This is a genomic window from Shewanella sp. SW24 (genome assembly GCF_025653395.1).
Taxonomy (GTDB): domain Bacteria; phylum Pseudomonadota; class Gammaproteobacteria; order Enterobacterales; family Shewanellaceae; genus Shewanella; species Shewanella oncorhynchi.
In genome coordinates this window covers 151,075-171,350 of record NZ_JAKKSH010000008.1, presented here as the reverse complement: position 1 = coordinate 171,350, position 20,276 = coordinate 151,075, and the positions used below count along the sequence as shown (strand labels likewise).

The window sequence follows — 20,276 nt, the reverse complement described above, 5'->3', positions numbered from 1 at the left end:
GTGAACGCTTAGGCAGGCTTAATCACCGATAAGTTTTAAGCACTCAATTTTATCTTTAACCGACGAGATCCAACGCTAACCCTATGCTGAAACCCGCAGACTTACTCAATGCCTTACGCCGTCGCAGCAGTGAAGCACTTGCCCCGCTGACAAAATCGACGTACGCAGCCTTGGGCCAAAGCCAAGATAAGTCGCAGGTGATAACGAGTCCACCAGCACCAAATCCGGCTCAGGCACATATTTTCACCGGTTCATCACGCCCACTCTCGTCACTACAAATTCAAGTACTAGAGCGAATTGAAGCTTGTTATCAAGAGGCCGAGATATCGCTTAAGCGCACTTTTCCACGCCCTGTCACTCAATTTAGTTTAAGGGGTAAGAGTGCGGGTACAGCTCATCTGCAACAGAATCGCTTGCGATTCAATCCTGTATTGCTACGCGAAAACAGCGAGGCATTTCTGACTGAGGTCGTCCCCCACGAAATTTGTCATTTGCTGTGTTTTCAGCTTTTTGGCAAAACCAAGCCCCACGGTAAAGAATGGCAATCTTTGATGTTAACGGTATTTAAGGTCAATCCGAGTACCACACATAGCTTTAATACCACTTCAGTTACGAGTCGCGATGTTGAGTATCGCTGCGCCTGTGGACCGATTCGACTGAGTATTCGCCGCCATAACAAGGTGTTGCGTGGTGAAAGTCGTTATATTTGTAAACGCTGTAAGACCCATTTAACTGCGATCTAGCGACTTTCAGCAAACAAAACTCCCACCTAAGTACGACTCAATTTGCATAAACAGCGATATTTCCCTTACCATCACGCCATAAAAGACGAGCCAAAGGCTCGCGTAGTGTTTGTTATTTTGGGATAAATTTTGAACATAGCTTCTTTAACCGTTAATTCACGGCGACTTTTGTTGTGCCTAATCACTTGGGCGGCGACCTTATCTGTGCCCGCAAGTGCCTCAGTGTCACATCCCAGCAGTTTCAGCCAAGCGAAAACCAAGTCACAGGCGCTCTACGCAGGCAGTCGCCAAGGTACTCTGCCCGCAGTCAGCTTTTACTGTGGCTGTGAAATTCAGATCAAAGGCAAATCGTGGAAACCCGATCTCGCCAGCTGTGGTTATCAAGTCCGTAAACAGGAAACCCGCGCCAACCGTATCGAGTGGGAACACATAGTCCCCGCCTGGGAATTTGGCCATCAACTCCAATGCTGGCAAAAGGGCGGCCGTAAAAACTGTGCCGATAACAGTAATGAATTTAATAAGATGGAATCGGACATGCATAATTTGGTACCCGCAATTGGTGAGGTCAATGGCGATCGCAGCAACTTCCGATTTAGCCAATGGAACGGTAAGGCCGACCAATATGGCCAATGTGCTATGGTAGTCGACTTTAAGAATCGTCAAGCACAACCTCCCGCGAATACCCGCGGTAAGATAGCCAGAACCTACCTCTATATGCAGCAGACCTATGGTCTTAAAATCGCCTCAAGCCAATTAAAATTATTTAAGGCATGGGATAAAACCTATCCAGTTGATACTATTGAGTGCAAACGTGATAACGCCATAGCGCAAACCCAAGGTAACCATAACCCCTTTGTGCAGAATGCCTGTAATGCGCCACCACAGCGTCAACAATTAGCCGAATAAGGTCGACAATGAGAGTCCCAAGAATTTATCAACCTCAGCCATTAGCCATCAATCAACAGTTGAACTTAGACGAAGATGGCGCGGCCCATATCGGCAAGGTGCTACGCATGGGCAACGGCGAACATATCAGTCTATTTAATGGCGATGGCAATGATTATCTTGCTGAAATTGTTGACGCAGGTAAGAAGCATGTCACAGTAAAGCTGCTCTCCTGTGAGGCCAATTTATCTGAGTCGCCACTCAACTTACACTTAGGCCAAGTGATTTCCCGTGGCGATAGAATGGAGTTCACCATTCAAAAATCAGTCGAGCTTGGCGTGAATACGATTACGCCGCTGTTTTCAGATCGCTGCGGTGTGAAACTTAACGGTGAACGCCTAGAAAAGAAAATTCAGCAATGGCAGAAGATCGTCGTGAGCGCCTGTGAGCAATCGGGACGCAGCCAAGTGCCCGTGGTTCGCCCAGCGATGGACTTACACGATTGGTGCAGTGAGCCGACCTCAGCGCTTAAACTCAATTTGCATCCACGTGCCGCACACGGTATCAATGGCTTAGATTTAGCCCATACCCGCGTGCGACTATTAATTGGCCCAGAAGGCGGTTTGTCGGCGGAAGAAATCGCCATGACAGAAACCTATCAGTTTACCGATGTGTTGCTTGGCCCCAGAGTGCTACGCACCGAAACCGCCTCGCTCACCGCCATTACGGCACTGCAACTCAGATTTGGTGATTTAGGCTAGACCGTCCACAACCGCACACAGCGGTGGTATGGCACCCCATTATCCAATAAATGCTTTTTTGCCTGCAAACGGCGACAAATAAGGAACAGATTAATGATAAAACTCGGCATAGTGATGGACCCCATCAGTGAGATCAACATTAAGAAAGACTCCAGTTTTGCCATGTTAATGGCCGCGCAGGAAAGAGGTTATCAGCTGTTTTATATGGAAATGGCCGATCTTGCCATGGTCAACGGTGTGGCTATGGCCAATATGCGTCCGTTAACTGTTTTCAATGATGCGAGCAAATGGTTTGAACTCGGCGAAGCTACAGACACGCCGATGAGCGAACTCGACGTGATCTTAATGCGTAAGGACCCGCCATTCGATACTGAGTTTATCTACGCAACTTACATGCTTGAACGCGCCGAAGAACAAGGCGTGTTGATCGTTAATAAGCCACAAAGCTTACGTGATGCTAACGAGAAACTGTTTACCGCATGGTTTAGCGAATTCACGCCAGAAACGATCGTAACCCGTGATGCCAAACGTATCCGCGCTTTCCACCAAGCGAAGGGCGATATTATTCTTAAGCCACTTGATGGTATGGGCGGCACCTCGATTTTCCGCGTGAAGCAGGACGACCCAAACCTTGGGGTCATCATAGAAACCTTGACCAGCTATGGCCAACAATATGCCATGGCGCAAGCCTTTATCCCTGAGATAACCAAAGGCGATAAACGCATTTTAGTGGTCGATGGTGAGCCTGTGCCCTACGCCTTGGCGCGTATCCCAATGAAAGGCGAAACCCGTGGTAACTTAGCGGCAGGCGGAAGCGGTGTGGCTCAACCTTTATCCGACAGCGATTGGGCAATTGCCCGCGCCATTGGTCCAGAACTTAAAAAGCGTGGACTGATTTTTGTCGGCCTCGATGTCATTGGTGACAAGCTGACTGAGATCAACGTAACCAGTCCAACTTGTATCCGTGAGATCCAAGCAGCATTTGATGTCGACATCACCGGCATGTTAATGGATGCTATTGAAGCACGCATTAACACCAAAGCATAAAAATTTACCAACGAGTTTGTTGATTTAAGGCGCTTTGACATCACAAGCGCCTAGCCACTTTCTAGGGATGTGATATGAGTTTCACCAAAGCGCCATTCTTGTTACTCGGCATAGGTTTATTACTATCGACTCCGACTTGGGCCAACATAGAAACAGGTCCAACGAAAGCACCGTCGCGTCCCAAAAACATTGTCATCATGATAGGTGATGGTATGGGACCGTCTTACACTAGCGCTTACCGTTACTACAAAGATAATCCTGACACAGAGGAAGTCGAACAAACCGTATTCGACCGTTTACTTGTAGGGATGGCGAGCACTTATCCCGCCAGTGTCAGTGGTTATGTTACCGACTCAGCCGCGGCAGCAACAGCGCTCGCCACTGGCGTTAAATCTTACAATGGGGCGATTTCGGTCGATACCCAAAAGCAACCGCTACCGACCATACTCGAAAAAGCCAAATCCCTTGGCCTCAGCACAGGTGTGGCTGTCACATCCCAGATAAACCACGCCACGCCTGCAGCCTTTTTAGCCCACAACGAGAGCCGTAAAAACTACGACGCCTTAGCACTCAGCTATCTAGAAACCAACGCCGATGTATTCTTAGGCGGTGGTCAAAAATACTTTACCCCTGAACTATTAGCACAATTTAAAGCCAAGGGTTATCAACATATTACTCGTTTTGAAGATCTCGCCAGCATCACCCAACCTAAAGTGCTGGGACTGTTTGCCGAAGTCCAATTACCTTGGGCAATTGATGAAAAAGATGCGAAAAAACTCAGCACTTTAACCCAAAAAGCGCTCAGTTTACTGTCGCAGAATGACCAAGGTTTTGTACTGTTAGTCGAAGGAAGCCTCATCGACTGGGCGGGTCACAATAACGACATAGCTACAGCCATGGGTGAAATGGATGAATTCTCCAATGCCATTGAAGTGGTTGAGCAATTCGTGCGTGAACATCCTGATACCCTGATGGTGATCACCGCCGACCATAATACCGGCGGCCTATCGATTGGTGTCGATGGAAAGTACAACTGGAACCCTGAAATCCTACGCAACGTTTCAGCCAGTACCGACACATTAGCCTTAGCCGCCATCAGCGGTGAACAATGGCAGGCCGATCTTGCCCGCGGTTTAGGTTTTGAGCTCAACGAAGAAGAAATCGCAAAATTAACGGTCGCCAGAATGCAGGGATTAGAAACCATCGCGGTTGCAATTCGCCATGTTATTGATAAGCGAACTGATACAGGTTGGACAACCGACGGCCATACAGGCACAGACGTACAAGTGTTTGCCGCAGGTCCCGCATCTGAGCTGTTTAACGGCCATCAAGACAATACTGATATCGCCAATAAGATTTTCAGCTTATTGCCAAAACCGAAGAAACCTAAGAGCTAAGCGTTAATCGATTCCTTTCATTAAAGGCAATCACATAAGGCAACCGCATAATGCAGTTGCCTTTTTTATTGGGTCTTTTTATTAGGGATTTTATTAGGTCTTAGCGCAGTGATTCGATGCAAACTGGCTCGGGCGTGAATAACGGGTATAATGCCCACACTTAAGTTTATAGGTGCCTGTAACTGTGTTAACTAATCCATCGCAAGTCATTATTCGTAATCAAGACAGCCTAAGCCAACATAAGGTGTTAGTGCTCAATCATGAAGCCGATCTACTGCCAAAAGCCCTGCTCGATGTCGCGGCCTCGGTCGATGCCCTCGCCTTGGATTATCACCATTATTTACACTTAGCGCCGCACGCGAATTCAAAACTGCGTTGCTACTTCGGCCATGAACTGCCACATCAAGACCCAATTACACCAGAAAAGTACGATACGGTTATCGTTTATTTCCCCAAGGCTAAACCCCTCGCACCCTATCTGTTTAACCTCGCCGCCAGCCATCTTGTGCCTAACGGCCAGCTATTAGTCGTTGGGGAAAACAAAGGCGGCATTAAGTCTTTAGTTAAACTCTTGCCTGAGTATTTTGCGACGGGGATGAAGCTCGATAATGCCCGCCACTGCCTACTGTTTGGTAGCCATTTAGAGGGCAGCGCCCCGGCAATGAAACTTAGCGACTGGGTCAGTCAGTATCAACTCACAACGCCGCAAGGCGAGATCAGTATCTGTAATTTAGTCGGGGTATTTAGCGAAAAACGGTTAGATCTCGGCACTGAATTATTATTGTCACACCTACCAACACTCTCGGGTCGAGTGCTCGATTTTGGTTGCGGCGCAGGCGTGATCACCGCAGCCCTACTAAAAGCACAACCGAGCCTATCCCTAGAATGTGTTGATATTAATGCCATGGCGTTAGCTTCTTGCGAACTCACCCTGGCGGCCAATGGCATGACAGCCAAAGTGTATCCATCCGATGGGCTCGCGCAAACCACAGGAAAATTTAACGGCATTATCTCTAATCCGCCGTTTCATGATGGCCTCGCCAGCACCACCAGCATAGCGCAGAACTTTGTCACCGATAGTGCTAAGCAATTACAACATAATGGTATTTGGCAAATAGTAGCCAATCGCCACCTGCCCTATTCCGATATTATCGCCGCCGAATTTGGCCAATTGAAAGTGGTTGCCGATAACAACAAGTACAAGTTGTATTACTTCCAGCACAAATAGATGTTTGATTAATAACGCGCAGATGCTTTCGCTGAAGCGCGTTATTGGCAACCCAGCCACTCACTCTTATCCCAATCCCTGTTTGTTTTTAGATAAAACCTCCCTTTCATCGTGTTACAAAATTCAATATTGTGATCTGCCGCATGCCAGCGATTCTGACAATTCCTCACTTATAATCACTCAACAGCCGTTCCTAACATAGGGATTCGATTTAAAACATCAAAATAATGGTTAAACCTAAAATCAATATAAGTTGTGGTTTATTCAGTAATTTTTGTTATAAAACCAGAGATAACACTGATTATAAGACTCAATTTTTTATAAAAAACTATTTTAAAATTCACTCATAGACCATTAACAACAAAATGACAACATTTGCTGATTTTGCAGCCAAAAAGGCTTCTTTACCCTAAGTTTCTACTGTTATACTCAAAACAGCTTCTTAACAAGAATAAAACGCAATTACTAGGAATGCCCCTATGCTGGACCCTGAACTCATAGAGCTAAACAGCGATAAGACAAAAGCTGAATTGCGCCTGATCCCGAATGTCCATGGTCCAGTCACCCATGAAGACATAATGCGCCTGTTATCTTTACCTGAATTCGCCGCCCTGTTTCCGCTAGAACCAGCCATTACTAAAACCGTCGCTAAAATCAACTCTCTTTGTAATCAAGACGATGGAAAATTTGAGCTCTATACTACTTTGGCCGAACGTCGCGATGGCAGCATAGCTATCGAGATTAGTCCCGATAAAATGCAAGCCAGTCTTAAACTTACCGCAGCATGGGGTGGTAAACAGATAGATTTGCCAGAGATCCTCACTCATCTCAAAAAAAACAACGTCTGCATGGGGCTAAGCAAACTCAAAATTCAAGCTCTACTAAAGCAACTCAGCACACTCAAGCCAGGGGAAATCTGCCAAAGTGAAATAGCCCAAGGCAAAGCCCCTGTTAATGGACTCAATGCGGTACTAGAACGCAAAGTATTCCTTGCGCGGGAGCGCTTGCTTCAGCCACAAGAGCGCGAAGATGGCAGTGTCGATATGCGCAATTTAGGCGCAATGATCGTTGTTAAAGCCAATGATCTCTTGATGGTTAAACATTTAGCCACCGAAGGCACTCCGGGCTACAACATCAAGGGCGAAGTCCTTAAACAAAAACCAGGTAAGGATGCCGTGCTTCAAGCGGGTACTGGCACAGCCTTTCATCCCAAAGATCCCAATAAACTGATCGCCACAGTGCCGGGGCAACCCGTCGAAACCCGTACAGGTATGAATGTCGATGATGTACTGCAACTTAAAGACGTCGACATCAGCACAGGCCATGTCACCTTCAAGGGCAGTATTTTAATTACAGGTGATGTCCACGAGGGCATGATAGTTAAAAGCTCAGGCGATATTACCGTGATGGGGTTTGTGGACTCCGCCACCCTTGAAGCAGAAGGCGATGTCACTGTGAGTAAAGGCATCATTGGCCGCCAGATTAAAGCCAATGAATACTCTACCAATATCTATTCTCAAGGGCAGATCAGCGCCCAATTTGTGCAATATTCTCAATTAGTTGCCAAAGGTAATATCTTAGTAACTAAACAGTTGCTGCACAGTAATACCAAAACCGCCGGCAGTTTAACGGTCAGCGATCCTAGCGGTCGTCGTGGCGATCTGGTTGGTGGAGTCGCACACGCTGAAAAAGGCATCACGGCGGTTGTCATAGGTGCAACGGCAGGGACTAAAACTGACGTTTACTGCGCAATGGGACAGGCTGAACTCAAGCAAGATCTCAAGCTACTCGATGAGAGCGTTAAAGCTATGGTCGTCGCCAGTTTAGATATCGAGGCTCGCCTCAATAAATTGCCCCCCAAGTCAGAATGGCAAGCTGACGCGGTTATGATTGAGCAAATCAAGATGATGCTTGATGAAAAGAATCGCATCATGGACGAACGTACCCGTGAAGAGCTTGAATTCGATACCTTTAAACAAGAAGTCGAAGGCTACTACGAAAAATACCGTATCGAAGTGCTTAAACACGTATTCCTTAACGTTGAGCTGCATATAGGTCCAGCAAATCACCGTACGGCACGTGAACACGGCACTTGTTGTATTGCCAATGTTAATCAAGAGATTAACTTTGACTATAACGCCAAGGCCAAAGCTGCACCGAGCACATAAGGTTCACTAGGGTTCTTAACGCCAGTGCTGAGGCGGCTTTCGCTCGGTAGCCAAACCTAACTCGTTCTAGCCTCTATCTATCTTCTCCAAGCGTGGCATACTGCTCACAGATAAACGCACGCAGCAGTATGCCAAGTCACCTTCTTGCTAAATCCTAATCCTTGTCTACTGCCGCCGATTGATCTCAGAGAATACCTCAGAGCCCATTTTAAACTTCCTAAGGATCTGAAATGACTAGCGTTAAGATGTCGAGTATTGAATGGCCAGCGATTGTAAAACTGACTCAAAATGACGAATTACTTTACCTAGAACATCAAAGAGATTGGCTCGAACTGGCCTGTCTCTATCAGCATCACTTCATCGAAACCGATCAATTATTAGACTCCAAAGGGCAGCGGTACCTTATCAGTGCCTGTCCACAAAAAATCCATGAAGATCCTGTTGGCGAATTACCTCGATTACTGCGCCAAAAACAGGATTTGCCACTCAATGAATTTATCAAATGGGTTCAAAATCATGCCCAAGCACTAGGACAATGTTGTGTCGCTAAACTGGCTTTCACGACAATTGCCCAAGGAATCGAAATTGTTCGTACCCTCGATGAATAAACAGCAAGCACATGATAAGCCATAATAAATGGCTATCAATAACTCAGTTAATCAATAAAAAACAATATGACCTTAAAAGCTAATATCCTCATAATCAATTCACAGGCATAATTTGCCGCGGTGCAACAGCGCTAAGCCAGACGGTAAAGCGCTTAAGATGCACTCCAAAATAACCGTTTTCTGCGTCGACTCAAGAGATGACGTTTAAGTTGGCACTAAATATACAAACAGATGGAACCGAAATTGGAACTACTTAAGATTGACTGCTTAGGCAAACAACTGCGCTTAGAAGGCTCGCTCGCGGGCTGGCAACAACTCTACTGGGACAACACCTTAGTCTCACAAAAAGAAGCTTCCGTCGATAATGGCGGCCTCAAAGTCCATGTCTTTGAGCTCACCCACCACAGCAGCCCATTGGTGACAGAAAGTGGTGAGCAAGCCATCGCCATGACAGAAGCTAAAATCCAAGTTCGCCTCGAAACCGATCTCGTTTGGCAGCCTTTCCGCCTCGATTACTGCTTGCTGATGGATGACAAGATTATCGACCAAGGGCGACGGACAGAGAAAGATATCGAACGCCAAACACCAGAAACGCCCATCGTTAAGCAGCAAAAAATCAGCATGATAGGACTCGCCTCCCTCGGCTTTAAGCTGTTAAAGAGCGCTAAAGTCATAAAGGTAGTGTTAGCGGGCGCCAGTGTTGCCGCTTATTCTTGGCTATTCTCCTTCCAATTCGCCCTCGCACTTATCGCCTGTTTGGTATTCCACGAATATGGCCATATTCGCGCAATGAAATATTTTGGGATGAAAACCAAAGGGATTTACCTTATTCCCTTTATGGGCGGACTCGCGCTCTCCGATGAGAAAATTAATACACGTTGGCAAGATGTGGTGATTTCTATCATGGGACCTACCTTTGGGCTCTTGATGTCCATCGCTTCCTTGATTGCTTACCACGCAACGGGCAATGTGTTTTTTGCTGGCCTTGCCGCCTTTAATGCGCTGCTTAACCTATTTAATTTATTGCCTATTTTGCCACTCGATGGCGGCCATATTTTAAAGAGCATCAGTTTTTCGATGAACAGCATCATGGGGCTGGTCGCCTGCGCCGCCGGTGCCGCTTTCGGAGTGTATATCAGCTACACCTTAGGCTTAGCGCTATTGGGCTTCTTGTTGTTGATCGGCAGCTTAGAAATCATCTTCGAGTGGCGAACTCGCCATCAAAGCCATCTGCTGCCATTAGACAGATACGGGCAAATCTTCTCGGTTATTTGGTACTTGCTCACAGTTGGTGCCTTAGTCGGCATCATCTGGCACTTAGCGGGAACGGGCGATGATATGCTCAGCTTGCCGCTGCAAATATTACGCAGTTAATCCACTTAACGGCTAAGCACAGATTCAAACACTCACCCTGAGCAATACAAAAAACCGCTATTAATAGCGGTTTTTTATTTTTCTGTCGCGCTGTGATGCTTTTACAAAAATGCGCTATTCCTTTGCCAAAGGAGGGGCGATATCGCTGCCACCAAGAGCTTGATAAAGCGTCGCTTGGGCGGTGAGTTGGTTGTAACGATTCTCGAGTAAAGCCGCCTCGGCGCTGCGACGATTCTCTTGGGCATCAATCCAATTCTGAATACCGATAGCGCCATTGCGGTACTGGCTCTCATAAATGGCTTCAACAGCCGCCGCTGCACTGAATTGCTGCGCCAACTTCTCCCCTTGATAGCGATATTGCTGCTTAGCCGAAATCGCGTTATCGACATCTTCAAAGGCGGAATAAAGCGTCTTGCGATAATTCACCACTGCGGTTTGATAATCGATATCGGCAATGTCATTATTGATTTGCATTTGATTCCACTGCAAAAAGGGCAAGACTAGCCCTGCGCCTAAACTGCCAACGGGATTGCGTAACAACTCTTTTAACTCAGAGGTCGACTCCCCAACACCGCCGGTTAAACTCAGGCTTGGGAAATAACTCGCATAGGTCGCATCTTTACTCGCCAAGGCGGAGCGCAGTTGATACAAGGAGGCCTTCACATCTGGGCGTCTCACTAACAAATCTGCGGGTACACCCACGCTCACATCAGGTACTGCTACGTCGGGGAGTTGCTTAATCTCAACCCAAGTTCCCCCTGAAGCTAAACTCTGCGCAGGAACAGCTGCAGGAGTCTGATTGAGTAATATCGCTAGGGCGTTTTTAGCCACAGTTAATTGTTGAATAAGCTGGCTATGGGCTGCCTCTTGTCCCGCCATACTGCGCTGAGCTTCGAGCACATTCACTTGCGTCACGGCCCCAGAATCATACTGCCTTTGGGTTAATGCCAGCGTTTGCTGACTGTACTCGATACTCTTTTGGCTTAAATCAATCCGTTGATTTAAATAACCTATCTGCCAATACAAGGATGCGGTGGTCGCCACTAGGCTTTGGGTGGTACTTTCCCTATCTTCGGCGCTCGCCAGCGCCGCCCATTGAGCTTGGTCGATATTGGCCGACACTTTGCCCCACAAGTCCACCTCATAACTCACGGACAATTTTGCTTGATAACTCTTAGTCGCATCGCCACCCTCAAATGGCTGATTACGGGAAGCGTCAAGGTTTGCCGATAACTGTGGGTATAGATCATCCCGCGTTAGCCCTGCCTGCAAGCGTGCTTTACGCAGCGTTAAGGTCGCTAGGGTTAAGTCATTGTTAGTGCTCAATACTTGGCTGACCAGCTTATCGAGCTCGGGCTGATGAAACTGCTGCCACCAAGGATCAACTCTCACTTGCTCATTCACTGTGGTGTTTTGCCACTGTTCGGGAATAGCCAGTGCAGGTGGTTCAAAGTCTGAACGCATAACACTGCCACAACCACTCAACAGGGCTATGCACAGAGCTGGTCCCAAAGCCGTGCAAACAGCAATAGTACTGCTACGAAGCGAAAATGGCTGATTAAAAAGTTTAGTATTCATGGTGTTATTACTCTCTGGCTAGTGCATCAACGGGATCTAACTGCGCCGCATTGCGGGCGGGTAAGAAACCAAATAGCACACCAATTAAGGTCGAGCAGGCAAAGGCAGCAACGATGGAGGTGGTGGAATAAATCATTTGGAAACTGCCCCCCGTTTGAGCAAACACCACGCCAATTAAGTAGGACAAGGCGATGCCTAAGGTGCCCCCACACAAACACACTAAGATGGCTTCGATAAGGAACTGGCGCAAAATATCACTCTGGCGCGCACCCACCGCCATACGAACACCGATTTCACGGGTCCGCTCAGTCACAGACACTAACATAATGTTCATCACCCCAATTCCGCCAACGACAAGGGAAATCACCGCGATAGCCGAGATCAGTAAGGTCATTGTTGCCGTGGTTTTTTCAATGTTCTGCCTAATGGTATCGGTATTAATGGTGAAGAAATCTTGCGTGCCGTGGCGCATTTTAAGCAGCGCGATAATGCCCTGCTCCGCCGCGTTACTCGGCACAGTTTCATCGAGTCGCACTGTGATGCCATCCAAATAGTTTTTACCCACCATACGGCCAGAAACTGTGGTGTAAGGCACCCACACATTAAGCGCATCGCTGTTACCAAAAGCACTTTCTTTAGGTTGAGTCACACCTATGATACGTACGGGTAAATCGCCGAGAAAAATCACTTGGCCTATCGCCGAGTTATTGTCGGCAGCGCTGTTAGGAAAAAGCTCCTTACGGGTGTTGTCATCAATCACCGCATCTTGGGCGAGCGATGCGACACTGGCATCATCCCAAAATTGGCCCTGCGCTAACTCGTACCCTCTTACACGGAAAAACTCAGGTCCCACACCATTCACCGATGCCGATACCGCTTTATTACCAAAACGAACCGTTGCAGTAGAGCCAATGCTTGGCGTCACGCTATCAACATAGGGCAGATTTTTAAGGGCATTGGCGTCCGTTGCGGTTAAGGTGCGCACCCGCGCCGAGCGTCTATCGCCAAAACCAGAACCCGGGCGAATATCAATCGTGTTAGTCCCCATCGAACTGATACTTTTGAGGATGGCCTGCTGCGAGCCTTCACCTAAGGCCACCACAGAAACCACAGAGGCGATACCGATAATAATCCCGAGCATAGTCAAGAAGGTACGTAACCTGTGGGTCGACATCGCCACCAGCGCCATTTTAAGCGCTTCGACATATCTGTCCCACGAAGCCACCCGCGCACGCGAGCTGTCTTTTGCTGCCACTGCACTGCTAGGATTTTGTGGCGCCGTATTTTGTAACGTTGAGCTTTGCGACGTCGAGCTTTGTGGCTTAGCCGTCTGTTTATCCTGACTGCGCTCATCGCTGATGATCACGCCGTCTTTGATTTCGATAATGCGGTCGGCATATTGGGCCACATGCATATCATGGGTCACGATAATGATGGTATGACCGTCGCTGTGCAGCTCCTGCAACAACTGCATCATTTCTTCGCCGCTGTGACTGTCAAGTGCACCTGTTGGCTCATCGGCAAGGATCACATCGCCGCCATTCATCAAAGCGCGTGCCACACTGACCCGCTGCTGCTGTCCGCCACTGAGCTGATTGGGTTTATGGTCAAGCCTGTCGCCAAGGCCTAAACGCGTTAACAAATGCTCGGCCCTGTCTTTACGAACCGTGCGTTCTTTACCCGCATACACAGCAGGCACTTCGACGTTGCCTATGGCGGTCAAATCACCCAGTAAATGATAACGCTGAAAGATAAAACCAAAGTGCTCGCGGCGCAGCTGCGCTAACTCATCAACGTCCATAGTCGAGGTATCTTGGCCGTTAATAAAATACGCGCCCTTTGACGGCTTATCTAAACAACCAAGAATGTTCATTAGGGTCGATTTACCCGAGCCAGAAGCACCTACTATCGCCACCATCTCGCCACGGCCAATCGACAAGTTCACATCTTTCAGCACAGTGAGTTGCTGCTCACCCGCCTGAAAAGTGCGATAACAACCTGAAATTTCAAGTAATGCCGTTGTCACTGTTAAAACCTCACGCTAGGTGGGCGACGTAATTTACTGCTGCCATCATCGGAAGACGGCATACCAAGCACAACCTGATCGCCTTCCTTCAAACCCGCGGTGATTTCAGCATTGATTTTATTGTTAATCCCCACAGTGACATCCACATATTGCACTTGGTTATCAACTAATACAGGCACTTGATATTGCGGGCCGCTGCGGGCTTTACGCTCGACAGACTTAGCCTCTGGCACCGCGGATTTCTCCCTCGGCTTTATACGCAATATCTGCGCAGGCACTAATAGCGCATCATCGGCCTTAGCTAACACTATAGACACCTGCGCCGTCATGCCGATACGCAAGGTGCGGTCAGGGTTTTCTACATCAAACAGACCATGGTAATAAATGGCGTCTGAGTCGCTAGAGCTCATATTGCTATCGTCGCCATCCATCGAAATCGGCCCAGGCTCAATCGCCCTCAAAACGCCACGGTAGGGATGATTCGGTTTTCCAAGAACCGTGAAATACACGGCTTGACCCGGATGGACATTGACAACATCCGCTTCGGAAATCTGCGCTTTAACTGTCATGGTATCCAGCTGCGCCATTTCAACTATGGTCGGTGTCGTTTGATTGGCGTTAACGGTTTGCCCCACTTCCACCGCGGAATACACCACAGTGCCATCCATCGGCGCGGTAATTTTGGTATAACCTAAATCGATTCTGGCACTGTCGACGTTAATCTCAGCCTGTTGTTTTTGCGCTTCTAATTGCTCAAGCTCGGCTTGATAAACCGTTAGATTAGCATCGGCCACTTCATAATCGGCACGAGAACTGGCCTTATCGGCAAGCATTTGCTGCTGGCGGCTAAATTCCAACTTAGCTTGGCGGATCTGCGCCTGTTTGGCGCGGAACTGAGCATTGATACTCTTGAGTGATGCGAGGGCATCCTTCAAATTATTCTGCTGCGCTAAGCTATCAATCTGAGCAATCAAATCGCCTTTCTTTACTTCATCACCCAGTGCCAGCGGCAAACTTAAGATTTGCCCCGATACCTGTGCGCCTACACTCACCAGTTTGGATGCCTGCAACATGCCATTGGCAAGTACTGAGTTTTCGATATCGCCACGGCGCACCGCTTCAGTTACATATGTAGGTGCTGTTTCAGGCTTATGCCACATAAAATAAGCACCGCCACTAAGGAGTATTAAGCCACTTAACGCGAGCAGCAATTTACGCTTTGAGGATTTTTTCATCGGTATTGTCGTGTCCATCAATGCTAAAGACAGCAAGCATTCATCTTGCTAAGGAACTGAAATTGTTCCAACAGTATATAGAGTTAGCCAAAGACAGTAGACGAAGGAAGTGTCGTTAACAGGTAAAGATTTGCAAATATCTGTGTAGAAATTGACAAGGAAAGCACGATTGAGTGGTGCTTAGACTGCCATGCCAATTTAGTGCGATACCAAATCGTCAGGTGATAAATTGTTGTTGTCTACATTCTATGACTGTGCCACTTGTGGTAGTTCAGCCATTCAAACGAATCTAGATACAGACTTCATTTGATTTTTTTCAATAAAAATCAACGTCGTGGAGTTTAACCCCACACTTGCAGTGTGCTATCTCTCAGCGGAGTGCGTAAACCTAACTTAGTGCAAATTCAGAGTAATATTTTGGTAAAATTGATTACTTCAAACAATATTATGCGTGGCTACTTATTTGAATTTCATAGATTCATTATGGGATTCGTAAGAGACAATTATCATCAAGGATTCTATTTAATTACAGTAAGACCTGTTACTCCATATTATCATAGGATATTGTCATCACTAGACGTAAAAGCTCTGCTACGGGTTCAAATAGGCTCTCTGGAATCACGTCTCCTGCCTCAACGTGTTTAAATAAGGCACGGGCCAATGGAATGTTCTCGACAATTGGCACCCCAGCTTTCTCAGCTAATGCCACTATGTGTAAGGCCATGTGATCTTCGGCTTTTTCAAGCACTTTAGGCAACGGCGTCTCACCTTCACTATAATACAAACACACGGCAATGTGGGTTGGATTACGCACAACCACTGTGGCTTTGCGAACGTTACTGGCAAGACTACCAGACGCCACTTCTCGCTGGGTTTCGCGGCGTTTTTGTTTCATTTCGGGGTTACCTTCAGAATCTTTGTATTCTTGTTTGGTGTCATCTTTAGACATTTTGAGTTCTTTCATTAGGCTATAGCGTTGAAATGCATAATCAGCGATCCCAAATATTAAGTAACATCCTAAAAAGCTGCCCCAGAGCCAAGTGATCATGGTCGAAATCACACTGATACCGCAGGCTTCTCCGCATAAAGGCAAGTATTGAAAGGCGTTAACGTAACGATGGAGCAGATAGTAAAACACTAAACTCAGCACTGTGACTTTAACGAGATTTTTAGCGAGCTCAAACAGACTTTTCAGTGAAATAAGTTGCTTAGCATTATTCATGACATTGAGTTTATCCATGCTCGGCATTATAGACTCAGCCGCCCAAACGGGACCTGTTTGGACTAAGTTCCCCACCACTATGGTAAACACGAGTACTAATGTCAGCCCACCTAAAAAACGTAATGCCAGCATGGCGAAGGTACCAACGATTTGCTCGGCCGCAGTTTCAAGGGGAAGATTGATGGCGTGAATGGTTAAGTCGATTAACGCCATAATGGCTTGGACGAGTGCAGGCCCTTCGTAGAGAAAGTAACCGAGAATGATCGCCATCTGTAACCCTGTGACAATTTCAGCACTTTTAATGACCTGGCCGCGATTTCTCGCTTCTCGTAAACGTTTTTCTGTGGGTTTTTCTGTTTTCTCGGCCATAGGTCATATCCACCAGGGGCACTAGTGCCCTGCTAAGAGTCCAAACAAAATATCTACGTGCTGCTCTACCCCAGAAATGGTCTGCAGGTAATGGGACAAAGCAAACTGTAAGCTGTAGATCAATAACAGTAAGACCAAAGCGCTTTTAATGGGCATAGACAAAAAGAAGACGTTTAACTGCTGCGCCGAGCGGTTTACTAGCCCTAAGGCTACGTCGACTAAGATCATAATCACCATGGCGGGCATGGCAAAACTGAGACATAGTTGGCACATCAATTGCCACTCATGGGCTATAAACACCATCAAGGGCTGGCTTAGCGTTAAATTAAATCCTGGGGGTAATTGTTGATATGACTGATAAAGTGCAGTTAGCAGAAAATTAAAACCACCCGAGACTAAAAACAGCACGGTAAGAACTTGAGTAAACAGCATGCCATAAATCGATGATTGCAGTCCCATCAATGGGTTAAGTACAGTCGACATGGATGCCCCCCGCATTGTGTCAATTACAAATCCCGCCATATCTATGGCCCAAAAGGGAATGGCGGCACAGAAACCGAGTAACATGCCTACAATAATTTCTTTGCCAAATAGGCTGATGAGCATCCAAGTGTCGGCCTGCTGCAGTATCGGCTGCATTTCATCCATTGCCAGCACAGTAGGTAAAGCAAACATTAAAATCAGACTATTACGGATTAATGCGCTCCCCATTGCCCCCCCTTTAAATAAGGGTAATAGCAGCATCATGCCTAAAGGGCGCATCATACAGAGTGCCAACACCGGAAGTTGTGCTGTTAATAGGTTGGGTAGCAGAGTTGTCATCACTACCCCCCCATTTGGCTAATTTGATCGAAAGCCATGCTGGCGTAATTCAACAGTGAACTACCCATCCAGTGATAACAGACCACAAGTGTCACGCACACGGCGATGAGTTTGATCAGAAACTGCAATGTTTGATCTTGGATTTGGGTCAGGGCTTGAATAAGGCTAACCAAAACTCCGACAACTGAGGCCACTATAACAACAGGTAGCGACAGCAGTAACACCATCCACAGTAGTTCAGAGGTGAAATGTACTATGATAGTTTCACTCATGAGAATGACATCATTAGTTGACTGATCAGTTTTTCCCATCCACCCATCAAGATAAAAATCAACAATTTGAACGGTAGGGCTATCGTCATGGGGGACACCATCATCATGCCCATTGCCAGTAAAATATTGGAGACGATAAGGTCAATTGCGACAAAGGGAAGATAAATGAGTAAACCTATCTTAAATGCCTCTATGAGCTGACTCATAGTAAAGGCTGGCACCATCACTAACAGTGAGTCTTTGGTCAGCACTTGCTGGTATTTTTCGGGCCAGACCTTATGGCCAATATTGGCGAAAAATTCAATCTGAGTATTGCTGGTATTTTTTTCGAGAAATGCGCGGTAGGGTGCTATGGCTTCAGTGTTGATTTGCTCAAATACATTGGGTGCATCGAACACTATAGGGGTGGCTTTTAGATTGTCATTGATTGCCATCCCCACGGGTGCCATGGTGAACAGAGTAAGAATTAATGCGAGGCCGTAAATTGCCATATTGGGTGGGATCTGCTGGATCCCTAAGGCGTTACGTAACATAGAGAACACAATTGCCAATTTCAAGAATGAAGTGCCCATCACGGCGAACAGCGGCAGCAGTGACAAGCAAAACAACATAATGATCAATTGGATTGGATGGTCGAGTAAGGTCATGGAAACCTCCTTTGTGGCTAGGGTTCCATCATGGCGCGCTTTGTGATTGACCTGTATCAGGTGAAGACCTTAGCTAACTAAAAACCGCTGACATATCCGTAAACGCAACACCATTACCCTTATACTAGAGCCTCGATTTGTGCGAGCAATCCCGACTCTCCACGCAGGAGATTAATACTTGCCAGAGTTTGGTACAGCTCTTGACCGTACTGATGACTGAACCGTCCTAAACGCACTTGATTATTCAGCGTAACCTCCAGCGTTAACTTGTCACCCGTCATCATAGCGCCGAGCTTAGCCAGAGGCAGACTCACTCGACCAATATCGGCGATCAAAGGGGGCTGAATAGCGTCTATCTTAGGCAATAAAGACACAATTTCGAGTTGTGCTTGAGGACCATCAATAGGGGTGATGAACTTGATCTTAGCCAACGGTCCATCCGCCCATAACAGCGCTTCCCCCTGCTCGATTTGCACATCACCATCGAGCCATAAACCCCCGCCTATTTCGGGTAAGTCAGGTGTAGGCGTTATTTGGGGCACAAAACCGGCCACTAAACTCAAACTAACATCCACCGTTTTACCTGAGAATGCTGACCATGACTCAACTTGGCTCTGCCAGTCCTCTTGCGGCCAATCAACTAAGACACAAGCCAATTGACTGGCACTCTCCTCGTCGCCTTGTTCCAATTGCGTAGTTTGAAGCGTTAGCACGGGATAAATATCTGGCACCAATCCGAATGGCTTAGGGACTTCTTCAAGGCAATCGACCAACCATTCACCCGCTACATCAAATGCCGCCGCACTAACACAGGGCAATAAATCACAAGCAATCTCAGCCGAGGAAGTTACGCCAGTCACTGCGGTTACCCACAGTTGCCAATCCTGTTTAGAACACCACAGACCCGATCCTGATGGAGCATTGCGTCTTTGCCAGAATACTCCATCGCCCCCGATACGCGTCAGTTCGATTTGACAAGCTTGCTGTGCTAGGCCACGGCCTATGACTTGGCTAGCATTGATCAGTTTATTGATGTTCATTCATCTACCTCGTCACTGCTGTGTTGGTTGGCATAAGATCTAAATGAATAGCAAAGCGTCGCCCTTGTAGTTGCTCGCTGAGTTGAGGTAAGAGTCTTGCGAGCAGTTCCGATTGACGCGCTGTCTTAGGAAACAACTGCAATTGAATTCCTCGAGGTTGGTAACAGGCTTGGATCACTAATCCCATCATAGGGCCATTGAGCAAGCGATAGCATAGTTGCTCACCTTGCCGGATTACTTCGGCCGCTCCTTGTCGGTACACACCACCATCGCGGCTGAGTAGTGCCTTAGCGGTAAGCCGATCTTTGGTAGATATAGTGTTGTCATCTTCCTGTTGACCGCAGAAATAACGGTTAAACAAGCGACGCATTTCTGGATCCGACTCTTGTCTGGTTTCGACGCTGGGGAAAGATATTTTCAATGTTCGCACTATCGCCATAGGATTATTCATCGACAACCTCCTGCAGTTTTTGTTGGGATTTAACTAACTGAAGAATCGCCTGCTGCATATGCACCATAGTGGACTCCAACTGCTCTTTTTCTATTACCAACATCTCAGCAGTTTCGGCTAATGTCCTTTCTTTTTGGTATTCCTTCATTAAGGTCAATTTAAAAGTGATTAGCTCAGTTGGAGTTAATATTTGTTCTGGCATCTGCTGCAGACGCAGCCGATTAGTTTGCGCTTGCCGCTCGAGATTGATGAGGATTTGCCTGTCAAGTAGCTCCCTGAATTTTTGCCTATGTAAGGCTAGCTCTCGGCGCAATTTAGCTTCTTTGTCACTACGAATTGCGAGTAATCGCTGTAATAATTGCTCGTCTTTCGCTGTAAGTTGGGATGGGTTCATTATTGAGTT

General features: G+C 47.1%; 19 protein-coding genes. 9 read left to right on the top strand and 10 right to left on the bottom strand.

Annotation, left to right across the window (positions count from 1 at the left end):
- Positions 1 to 83 precede the first annotated feature (83 nt).
- The 9 genes from L5M17_RS09115 to L5M17_RS09075 all read left to right on the top strand — a co-directional run bounded on the left by L5M17_RS09115 (position 84) and on the right by L5M17_RS09075 (position 10,211).
- On the top strand, positions 84 to 743 hold the full coding sequence (locus L5M17_RS09115; RefSeq protein WP_263146801.1) for a SprT family zinc-dependent metalloprotease: 660 nt from the start codon (positions 84 to 86) through the stop codon (positions 741 to 743).
- A 129-nt stretch (positions 744 to 872) separates the two neighbouring features.
- Positions 873 to 1,649 (top strand): endonuclease EndA, encoded by a 777-nt coding sequence (gene endA / locus L5M17_RS09110; RefSeq protein ID WP_173913177.1) that lies wholly within the window; start codon positions 873 to 875, stop codon positions 1,647 to 1,649.
- 8 nt (positions 1,650 to 1,657) lie between these two features.
- Positions 1,658 to 2,389: a 16S rRNA (uracil(1498)-N(3))-methyltransferase gene (gene rsmE / locus L5M17_RS09105; RefSeq protein ID WP_105251496.1), complete on the top strand. Its 732-nt coding sequence runs from the start codon at positions 1,658 to 1,660 to the stop codon at positions 2,387 to 2,389.
- A 93-nt stretch (positions 2,390 to 2,482) separates the two neighbouring features.
- Positions 2,483 to 3,436 (top strand): glutathione synthase, encoded by a 954-nt coding sequence (gene gshB / locus L5M17_RS09100; RefSeq protein ID WP_168826802.1) that lies wholly within the window; start codon positions 2,483 to 2,485, stop codon positions 3,434 to 3,436.
- 74 nt (positions 3,437 to 3,510) lie between these two features.
- Positions 3,511 to 4,833 carry an alkaline phosphatase gene (locus tag L5M17_RS09095; protein ID WP_263146797.1) on the top strand — a complete coding sequence of 441 codons (1,323 nt, stop codon included), beginning with the start codon at positions 3,511 to 3,513 and terminating at the stop codon, positions 4,831 to 4,833.
- A 184-nt stretch (positions 4,834 to 5,017) separates the two neighbouring features.
- Positions 5,018 to 6,061: a methyltransferase gene (locus L5M17_RS09090; protein WP_263146794.1), complete on the top strand. Its 1,044-nt coding sequence runs from the start codon at positions 5,018 to 5,020 to the stop codon at positions 6,059 to 6,061.
- A 479-nt stretch (positions 6,062 to 6,540) separates the two neighbouring features.
- Positions 6,541 to 8,229, top strand: coding sequence for a DUF342 domain-containing protein (locus L5M17_RS09085; protein WP_198573564.1), 1,689 nt, complete (start codon positions 6,541 to 6,543; stop codon positions 8,227 to 8,229).
- 230 nt (positions 8,230 to 8,459) lie between these two features.
- Complete coding sequence (locus tag L5M17_RS09080) at positions 8,460 to 8,837, top strand: DUF4144 family protein (protein ID WP_028759298.1); 378 nt, start codon at positions 8,460 to 8,462, stop codon at positions 8,835 to 8,837.
- 231 nt (positions 8,838 to 9,068) lie between these two features.
- Positions 9,069 to 10,211, top strand: coding sequence for a site-2 protease family protein (locus L5M17_RS09075; protein WP_173913176.1), 1,143 nt, complete (start codon positions 9,069 to 9,071; stop codon positions 10,209 to 10,211).
- A 114-nt stretch (positions 10,212 to 10,325) separates the two neighbouring features.
- On the opposite strand, the gene L5M17_RS09070 is transcribed toward L5M17_RS09075, so the two are convergent.
- From L5M17_RS09070 to L5M17_RS09025, 10 genes are all read right to left on the bottom strand, one after another.
- A complete protein-coding gene (locus L5M17_RS09070) occupies positions 10,326 to 11,789 on the bottom strand; it encodes an efflux transporter outer membrane subunit (RefSeq protein ID WP_263146791.1) in 1,464 nt (487 codons plus the stop codon).
- A gap of 7 nt (positions 11,790 to 11,796) precedes the next feature.
- The gene (locus L5M17_RS09065; protein ID WP_263146789.1) at positions 11,797 to 13,815 is read right to left on the bottom strand and encodes a MacB family efflux pump subunit; all 2,019 of its coding nucleotides are present in this window, start codon (positions 13,813 to 13,815) and stop codon (positions 11,797 to 11,799) included.
- A 2-nt stretch (positions 13,816 to 13,817) separates the two neighbouring features.
- Positions 13,818 to 15,050, bottom strand: a complete 1,233-nt coding sequence (locus L5M17_RS09060; protein WP_198573561.1) for an efflux RND transporter periplasmic adaptor subunit — start codon at positions 15,048 to 15,050, stop codon at positions 13,818 to 13,820.
- A 541-nt stretch (positions 15,051 to 15,591) separates the two neighbouring features.
- Positions 15,592 to 16,641: an EscU/YscU/HrcU family type III secretion system export apparatus switch protein gene (locus L5M17_RS09055; RefSeq protein ID WP_131525061.1), complete on the bottom strand. Its 1,050-nt coding sequence runs from the start codon at positions 16,639 to 16,641 to the stop codon at positions 15,592 to 15,594.
- A gap of 21 nt (positions 16,642 to 16,662) precedes the next feature.
- On the bottom strand, positions 16,663 to 17,463 hold the full coding sequence (sctT, locus tag L5M17_RS09050; protein WP_028761721.1) for a type III secretion system export apparatus subunit SctT: 801 nt from the start codon (positions 17,461 to 17,463) through the stop codon (positions 16,663 to 16,665).
- A 2-nt stretch (positions 17,464 to 17,465) separates the two neighbouring features.
- Positions 17,466 to 17,735: a type III secretion system export apparatus subunit SctS gene (gene sctS / locus L5M17_RS09045; protein WP_012197161.1), complete on the bottom strand. Its 270-nt coding sequence runs from the start codon at positions 17,733 to 17,735 to the stop codon at positions 17,466 to 17,468.
- On the bottom strand, positions 17,732 to 18,382 hold the full coding sequence (gene sctR / locus L5M17_RS09040) for a type III secretion system export apparatus subunit SctR (protein ID WP_012197160.1): 651 nt from the start codon (positions 18,380 to 18,382) through the stop codon (positions 17,732 to 17,734). Before sctR ends, sctS begins: the two co-directional genes overlap by 4 nt.
- Positions 18,383 to 18,501: 119 nt before the next feature.
- The gene (locus L5M17_RS09035; RefSeq protein ID WP_219252135.1) at positions 18,502 to 19,422 is read right to left on the bottom strand and encodes a hypothetical protein; all 921 of its coding nucleotides are present in this window, start codon (positions 19,420 to 19,422) and stop codon (positions 18,502 to 18,504) included.
- A gap of 4 nt (positions 19,423 to 19,426) precedes the next feature.
- Positions 19,427 to 19,873 (bottom strand): hypothetical protein, encoded by a 447-nt coding sequence (locus L5M17_RS09030; protein ID WP_219252136.1) that lies wholly within the window; start codon positions 19,871 to 19,873, stop codon positions 19,427 to 19,429.
- Positions 19,866 to 20,267, bottom strand: a complete 402-nt coding sequence (locus tag L5M17_RS09025) for a hypothetical protein (protein ID WP_012197157.1) — start codon at positions 20,265 to 20,267, stop codon at positions 19,866 to 19,868. Before L5M17_RS09025 ends, L5M17_RS09030 begins: the two co-directional genes overlap by 8 nt.
- Positions 20,268 to 20,276: the final 9 nt, after the last annotated feature.